Raw genomic sequence first — 7,120 nt, forward strand, 5'->3', positions numbered from 1 at the left:
GCGCGGCTCGCGGTCGTCCTCGGCGCCGTCGGCTGGTTCCTCACCCTCATGTCCTTCTACGCGTTCGGGGGGCTGGCCTCGAAGTACCGGTTCGACGAGAAGGCGGCCCGCGGGGTCGCCCAGGAGAACGAGGGGGCCCGCGGCACCGGGAACGTGCTCGCGAACTCGGCGGTCGCGCTCGCGGCGGTGGTCGGCTACGCGGTCGCGCCGCACCTCGCCGTCCCGGCCGCGCCCTTCGGCTTCGCGTTCGCGGGCGCGACCGCGACCGCGATGGCCGACACGCTCTCCTCGGAGATCGGCGGCCTCTACGACGGCCCGCGGCTGGTGACGACGCTCCGCCGCGTCGAGCCCGGGACCGACGGCGCGATCACCTGGCAGGGCGAACTGGCCGGCCTCGCCGGCGCGCTGCTCGTCGGCGCCCTCGCCGCCGGCGGGTCGCCGCTGATCAGCCCGGTGGTCGCCGGCGGCGTCGCGGCGGCCGGGGCCGTCGTCGTGGCCGGCGTCACCGGGATGACCGTCGACAGCCTCCTCGGCGCCCTGATCGAGGGGGATCGCGTCGGGAACCAGTCGGTGAACTTCCTCGCGACGCTCGCCGGCGCCGTCGTCGCTGTCGCGCTCTGGGCGGTGGTGTGAGATGACGGGCGACGGCGGCGGCGCCGGGCGGAAACCCGACGCCTCCGGCGATCCCGACCCACGAGTGCGCCCCGGCCGACCCGCCGACGCCGACCGGATCCGCGGGCTCCAGTCGCACCTCAGGCAGCCGAGCCCGGACCTCCTGGAGTACGGCCTCGCGGTTGGCGCCGCCCGCGTGAGCGTCGCCGAGGAACGCGTCGTCGGCTACCTCCTCCCCGTGGACGCGCCGAACCGCCCGGGGCTCCACGTCGCGGAGCTCGTCGTCGCGCCCGGCTTCCGGCGCGAGGGGCGCGCCCGCGGGCTCCTCGACGCGGCGATCGCGGACGCCGACGGCCCCGTCACGCTCCAGGCCCACCCCGACAACGACGCCGCCCGCTCGCTGTACGAGTCGCTCGGCTTCGAGGTCGTCGACCGCCGACCGGACGCGTACGCCGACGGCGACGCGCTCGTGCTGCGATACGTCTCGTAAGGGGTCGGCGGCGCGCTCGTATGCGGGGACCGCAGGCACAAGGACTATTCGAGCGCCACGCCTCCGGACAGCCATGAGTGACGCCGACGCGGAGACGGGGTCGATCAAGGTCGACTTCGGCGAGGACGGGCTGGTGCCGGCGGTCGCCCAGGACGCCGACTCCGGCGAGGTGTTGATGCTCGCGTACGTCTCGCCGGAGGCGCTGGCACGTACCCGCGAGACCGGCGAGGCGCACTACTACTCCCGGTCCCGCGAAGAGATCTGGCACAAGGGAGATACCTCGGGCCATACCCAGTCGGTCCGGGAGGTCCGGGTCGACTGCGACGCCGACGCGCTGCTGTACCTCGTCGACCAGGCCGGCGGCGCCTGCCACACCGGCCACCGCTCCTGTTTCCACCGGACGGTCGACGGCGAGAACGTCGGCGAGCGCGTCTTCGACCCGGACGAGGTGTACTGACCGATGTCGGGGGAAACCGCCGGCGCCACGTCGGGAGGCGCCGAGGGCGACGAGGACGACCCCGTCCGCGGGGCCGGCGAGGCGGCCGCGCGGCTCCGGGAGCGCTACGACGAACTCCGCCGGACCGAGTCGCGGATCGACGACCATGGGCGGGACCGGGTCGAGGCGGCGGCCGACGCGTACCGCCACGCGCACCGGATCCTCGACCGATACGAGGAGGACGCGGTCGGCTCCGGCGACTTCGAGTCGTACGTCCGGTTCCGCGGCGAGTTCGGGGACGCGGTCGACGTCGACGACGACCTGCCGGCCGCCGAGGCGTTCGAGGCGGCGGACGAGGCGGTCGACAAGCGGCGCCTCTCCGATGAGGACTTCGCGACCGCCCGCGAGGCGCTGGAGCCGGCGGGGGAGTTCGTCGACCTCCTGGAGGCGTACGACGACGCGGTCGACGACTACCGGGCGGGCCGGAAAGCGGCCAAGGAGGCCCGCAAGCGGCTGGAGTCGCGGGTGGAGGAGCTCCGTGAGGTCGCCGACATGGCCGACGCGGACCTCGACGCGGACCTCGACCGCCTCCGCGGGCCGATCGATTCGTACGATGAGGCGGTGATGGAGGCGTTCCGGGAGTTCTTCAAGTCGGCGTCCGCCCGCGAGGTGTTCGACTTCCTCGACCGCGCGGACGCGACTCCCTTCGTCGACGTCGACGTGCCGCCGACCGACCTCGCGGAGTACGTCGAGACGCACGCGGCCGGCGAGGAGCCGCCCGCGACGCTGCTGGAGTACGCCGACTACACGAACTCGAAGCTCGACCACTACGTCGACGACCCGGGCGCGCTCCGCACGGCGGTCGCGGTCCACCGGACGTACCTCGAACGGCTCGACGGCGAGCCGCTGACGCTCGACTGGCCGCCGAAGCCGGGCGACGAGCTCGCCTACGAAATCGACGAGCTGGTCCCGCTCGTCGGGCGGATCGCCGACGACGACGCGGTCGCGACCCTGCGCTCGGTCCGCGAGCTCGCGCGGAGCGACGAGTACGGGCGCCTCCGCCGCGCGGCGGAGGTGCGCCACGCGCTCGACGACGGGGACCTCGCCCTGATCGAGCGCGGCGAGGCCGACGAGCGGCTCGCCGAGGCCGAGCGGACGCGCTCGGTCGTCGACGACGTGTTGAGCGAGACGGAGCGGTGAGCGGCGCGGGCGGCGACCGGATCCGCCGCCGTCGAGTGCGGATTTTTAAGCCTCGTCGCGGCGGAGCACGGGTATGACACGATTCGACGCCGCGACCGAGGACGAGCGGCTGAAGCTGTTCGCCGACGCCGCGGCCGCGCACCGCGCGCGCTCCGGCGACGTGATGACCGTCGACGTCGACCCCGACAGCGACGACACCGGTGGCGGCGAGGTCCCGCCGTGGATCCAGCTGGCGGGCACGGAGCTAATTCTCGACTGTACCGACGAGGAGCTGGAGCGGCTGAAGGCCCTGCTCTCGGAGTTCCCGGAGTTCCGCATCGACGAGCTCGTCAGCCCGGAGGAGGCCGAGGGGACGAACGCGGTCGTCACGGCGCGGTCGGACGCGAACCGCGTCGCCGGGTTCGTCGAGCGCGCCTTCCGAGAGGTGTACGAGCTCGACGCCGAGTACCGGGCGTGGGTGACGGCGATCTGAGGCGGGCGATCGGCAAAGGCGTCACCGACCGGCCGGGCGTTACCGGCCGACCCGAACGTCACCGACCGCGGGTCACTTCGCGAAGTAGCTCGTGAAGTAGCCCGAGAGGAAAGAGCTGATCGCGACCGCGAGGAGGAGGTCGGTCGTGTCGTGGTCGCCGTCGTCGGCCGCGAACCAGGTGACCGCGACGCCGATGCCGAGCGAGATCAGGCCGTTCGCCGTGTCTTCTTTGACTCCCATACCCCCCGTTGGCGGCGGAGCGACAAAACCGATGCGGCGGGTCCGGTCTCGTCCGCACCGCGGCGAGTCGGCGCGGTCGCGCTAGCGCCCTCACCGCCGCTCAGTGGAACCCGCGGTCGACGTCGTCGTCCTCGATCAGGTCGTCGAGCTCGGCGGTGAGCAGCTCCTCGGCCTCCTCGAAGGTGTCGGAGAGTTCGTCGAGCTCGTCGGGCCGTCCGTCGAACTCGTGCTCCATCGGGCCGAAGGCGGGGGAGTCGACCGCTTCCATCACGTCCTCAAAGAGGTGGTCCGGGTCGGTCGGCGCCTCGGCGTGGACTCTCAGCGTCTCGGTGAGCCGCGTCGCCATCTCCTCGGCGTGGTCCTCGTCCTCGGGCGCCGTCCGGACCGCGAACCGCCCGTCGCTGTCGGCGTCGGGCAGGAGCGGGTCCAGCCCGTCGTCGACCTTGCGGGCGACCTGCGCTCCGACGCCGCGGAGGTCGCGAGGGTTCTTCGCGTACGTCTTCAGGTGGTAGAGGCCGACGCTCGGGTGACCGAAGTAGAGGTCCTCCCCGAGGCCGCCGCGGCGGGAGCCGGCGACCGCGCGCCAGCCGTCGGGGTCGGTCGAGTCGCTCGCGACGTCCGCGAGGATGTCGTCCCAGTCTCGCACGCGCATGTCGGTCGACAGTACGGAAACGCGGGCGCAAGAGCGTGTCGGTGGCGGCGGCGCGCGCCGGAGCGGGTCGTCAGAGCGCGTGGAACGAGGGCGGTCGGCGGGACTACTGGTACGCCTGAATCCCGGTGAGGTCCTCGCCGAGGATCAGGGTGTGGATGTCGTGGGTCCCCTCGTAGGTGTAGACGGTCTCCATGTTCGCCATGTGGCGCATCGGGGAGTAGTCGGCCGTGATCCCGTTGCCGCCGAGCATCTCGCGGGCGATCCGCGACTGGTCGCGCGCCGTCCGCACGTTGTTGCGCTTGGCCATCGAGACGTGCTGTGGCCGCAGCTCCCCCGCCTCCTTGAGGTCGGCGAGCCGGTGGGCGAGCAGCTGCGCGAGCGTGATCTGCGTCGCCATCTCGGCGAGCTTCTCCTGTTGCATCTGGAAGCCGCCGATCGGCTTGCCGAACTGCTCGCGGTCCGCGGCGTACTCCCGGGCGGTCTCGAAGCAGTCCTGCGCGGCGCCGACGGCGCCCCACGCGATGCCGTAGCGGGCCTGTGTCAGACACGACAGCGGTCCCTTCATCCCCTCGACGCCGGGGAGGCGGTTCTCGGCGGGCACGCGGACGTTCTGGAGGCTGATCTCGCCCGTGATCGACGCCCGGAGGCTGAGCTTCTCGTCGATCTTGTTCGTCGTGACGCCGTCGCGGTCGGTCTCGACGAGGAACCCGCGGACGGGCGTCCCCTCCTCGCGGTGGTCCTTCGCCCACACGACCGCGACGTCCGCGATCGGGGAGTTCGTGATCCACGTCTTCGAGCCGTTCAGGACGTACTCGTCGCCGTCGGGCTCGGCCATCGTCTCCATCGCGGAGGGGTTCGACCCGTGTTCCGGCTCCGTGAGCCCGAAACAGCCGACCGCATCGCCGGTGCCGAGCCGCGGGAGCCACTCCCCTTTCTGCTCGTCGCTGCCGAACGCGTGGATCGGGTACATCACGAGGGCCCCCTGAACGCTCGCCATCGAGCGGAGTCCGGAGTCGCACGCCTCCAGCTCGCGCATCAGCAGGCCGTACGCAGTCTCGCTGACATCGGGTAAGCCGTACCCGTCGAGGTTCGGCGCGTAAAAGCCCATCTCACCCATTTTCGGGATGAGGTCCGTGGGGAACGTCCCCTCGATCCAGTGGTCGCCCATGTCCGGGACCTCCCCGTCGACGAACGAGCGCGCGGAGTCGACGAGCAGGCGCTCCTCCTCGGACAGGGTCGACTCCATGTCGAAGTAATCCAGCATACCATCGCTATCGAACCCAAGAATAAATAACCATAGTTGTGTCCGCCACCCGACCGGAGCCGCGGGCAGCGGTGGTCAGGGAGAGACGGGCGACCCCGGCGAGAGGCCTATCGGGAACGGTTCGGCACCGGTCACGCGTCCGCGTGGCACGAGTAGCCGCACGCGGACGTGGAGCCCGCCCGATCTGCGGGTCTCCCACCCGTAGTTTTGTATCGCGGTTACGAGGGGTCCCCCATGGAGTTTCCCGACCGTTCCGAGGTCGACGGGCTCATCGATCCGCAGCCCCTGCCGGAGTTCGCGCGGGTCCGGTACGAGCCGCGGGCCGAGCGCCTCGACGGGGTCGCGGAGACGGCGCGCGAAGAGCTGGACGAACTCGCGCTCGACGGCCTCGACTCGGGCGCCACCGTGGCCGTCGGGGTCGGCAGCCGCGGGATCGACCGGATCGACGAGGTCGCGGCGGCGGTCGTCGAGCGGATCGCCGAGCGCGGCTTCGAGCCCGTGGTGGTGCCGGCGATGGGGAGCCACGGCGGCGCGACTCCGGAGGGGCAACGAGAGGTGCTGGCGGCGCTCGGAGTCACCGAGGAGCGCGTCGGCGCGCCCATCGACGCGCGGATGGGAGCCGAGCGGCTGGCGACGGCGGGCGTCGGCGACGCCGACCTGCCGGTGTACTTCTCCGAGGCGGCGCTCGCGGCCGACGCCGTCGTCGTGGTGAACCGGGTGAAGGCTCACACCAACTTCACGGGGGAGATCGAGAGCGGGCTGACGAAGATGACGGTCGTCGGGCTCGGTAAGCAGCGCGGGGCGAAGTCGTTCCACTCGACGGCGCTCGCCGAGGGGTACGTCGAGACGCTGACGGCCGCGCTCGACGTGATCGAGGAGGAGACTCCCCTCGTCGGGGGAATCGCGCTCGTCGAGAACTTCGAGGAGGAGATCGGTCACCTGGAGGCCGTCCCGGCGGGGTCGTTCCTCGCCCGGGAACCGGAGCTGTTGGAGCGCGCGAACGACGAGATGCCGACGCTCCCCGTCGACGACGTGGACCTCCTGGTCGTCGACGAGATCGGGAAGGAGATATCAGGGGCGGGGATGGACACGAACGTCATCGGGCGCTACCGCGTCCTCAACGCGCCCGACCCGGAGACGCCCGACGTCGACCTCATCTACGTCCGCGGGCTCACCGAGGCGACGAAGGGGAACGGCAACGGGATCGGGCTCGCGGACCTCACCCGGCGGTCGGCCGTCGACCAACTGGACCTGAAGAAGTCGTACGCGAACGCGCTCACGAGCGGGTCGCTCGCGAAGTCGAAGCTCCCCGTCGTGGCGCCCGACGACGAGTTCGGGCTCCGGACCGCGGCGGCTGCGTTGGGGGCGTACGACCCCGAGACCGCCCGGATCGTCTGGATCCGAAACACGCAGGACCTCGGCGAGTACCGCGTCTCCGACGCCGTGGTCGACGACCTCCCGGAGGGGGCTGACGTGGTCGGCCGCGAGACGGTCGCGTTCGAGGACGGGACGGCGCGGTTCGAGGCGGCGGGCGGCGACGCATCGGGCGCCTGACGCCCAGTACGGCCGCGTCGAGCGTGTCGGTCGCTCCGCCGCTTGCCTGCAAGAAAATGTTTTCACGGCGTACGCAGGATAGGAGAGACATGGACCTACAGATCGACGGGAACGCGGCGCTCGTCACCGCATCGTCCAGCGGGCTCGGCAAGGCATCGGCGAAGGCGCTGGCGCGGGAGGGCGTCGACGTCGTCATCAAC

General features: G+C 71.7%; 9 protein-coding genes and 1 pseudogene. 7 read left to right on the forward strand and 3 right to left on the reverse strand.

Annotated features, from left to right (window positions below):
• From B9G38_RS13045 to B9G38_RS13065, 5 genes are all read left to right on the forward strand, one after another.
• On the forward strand, nucleotides 1-633 hold a 633-nt coding region (locus B9G38_RS13045; protein WP_143415452.1), incomplete at its 5' end, for a DUF92 domain-containing protein.
• Between the two features lies 1 nt (nucleotide 634).
• Entirely contained in the window at nucleotides 635-1,102 is a 468-nt protein-coding gene (locus B9G38_RS13050) for an N-acetyltransferase (protein ID WP_086220636.1), read from the forward strand.
• 73 nt (nucleotides 1,103-1,175) lie between these two features.
• Entirely contained in the window at nucleotides 1,176-1,559 is a 384-nt protein-coding gene (hisI, locus tag B9G38_RS13055; RefSeq protein ID WP_086220637.1) for a phosphoribosyl-AMP cyclohydrolase, read from the forward strand.
• Nucleotides 1,560-1,562: 3 nt separating this feature from the next.
• Complete coding sequence (locus tag B9G38_RS13060; RefSeq protein WP_086220638.1) at nucleotides 1,563-2,738, forward strand: hypothetical protein; 1,176 nt, start codon at nucleotides 1,563-1,565, stop codon at nucleotides 2,736-2,738.
• A gap of 73 nt (nucleotides 2,739-2,811) precedes the next feature.
• Nucleotides 2,812-3,210: a hypothetical protein gene (locus B9G38_RS13065; protein WP_086220639.1), complete on the forward strand. Its 399-nt coding sequence runs from the start codon at nucleotides 2,812-2,814 to the stop codon at nucleotides 3,208-3,210.
• 72 nt (nucleotides 3,211-3,282) lie between these two features.
• On the opposite strand, the gene B9G38_RS18320 is transcribed toward B9G38_RS13065, so the two are convergent.
• The 3 genes from B9G38_RS18320 to B9G38_RS13075 form a co-directional block, all read right to left on the reverse strand.
• The gene (locus B9G38_RS18320; protein ID WP_167373073.1) at nucleotides 3,283-3,450 is read right to left on the reverse strand and encodes a hypothetical protein; all 168 of its coding nucleotides are present in this window, start codon (nucleotides 3,448-3,450) and stop codon (nucleotides 3,283-3,285) included.
• A 100-nt stretch (nucleotides 3,451-3,550) separates the two neighbouring features.
• The gene (locus B9G38_RS13070) at nucleotides 3,551-4,102 is read right to left on the reverse strand and encodes a hypothetical protein (RefSeq protein WP_086220640.1); all 552 of its coding nucleotides are present in this window, start codon (nucleotides 4,100-4,102) and stop codon (nucleotides 3,551-3,553) included.
• A 103-nt stretch (nucleotides 4,103-4,205) separates the two neighbouring features.
• Nucleotides 4,206-5,366, reverse strand: a complete 1,161-nt coding sequence (locus B9G38_RS13075; RefSeq protein WP_086220641.1) for an acyl-CoA dehydrogenase family protein — start codon at nucleotides 5,364-5,366, stop codon at nucleotides 4,206-4,208.
• A 234-nt stretch (nucleotides 5,367-5,600) separates the two neighbouring features.
• Between B9G38_RS13075 and B9G38_RS13080 the strand changes: the two genes are divergently transcribed.
• Together B9G38_RS13080 and B9G38_RS17865 are read left to right on the forward strand one after the other, a co-directional pair.
• Nucleotides 5,601-6,920 carry a DUF362 domain-containing protein gene (locus B9G38_RS13080; RefSeq protein ID WP_086215443.1) on the forward strand — a complete coding sequence of 440 codons (1,320 nt, stop codon included), beginning with the start codon at nucleotides 5,601-5,603 and terminating at the stop codon, nucleotides 6,918-6,920.
• An 89-nt stretch (nucleotides 6,921-7,009) separates the two neighbouring features.
• Nucleotides 7,010-7,120: pseudogene (locus B9G38_RS17865) on the forward strand (oxidoreductase); the annotation flags it as partial.

The sequence above is a fragment of the Halorubrum sp. SD612 genome (assembly GCF_002135005.1).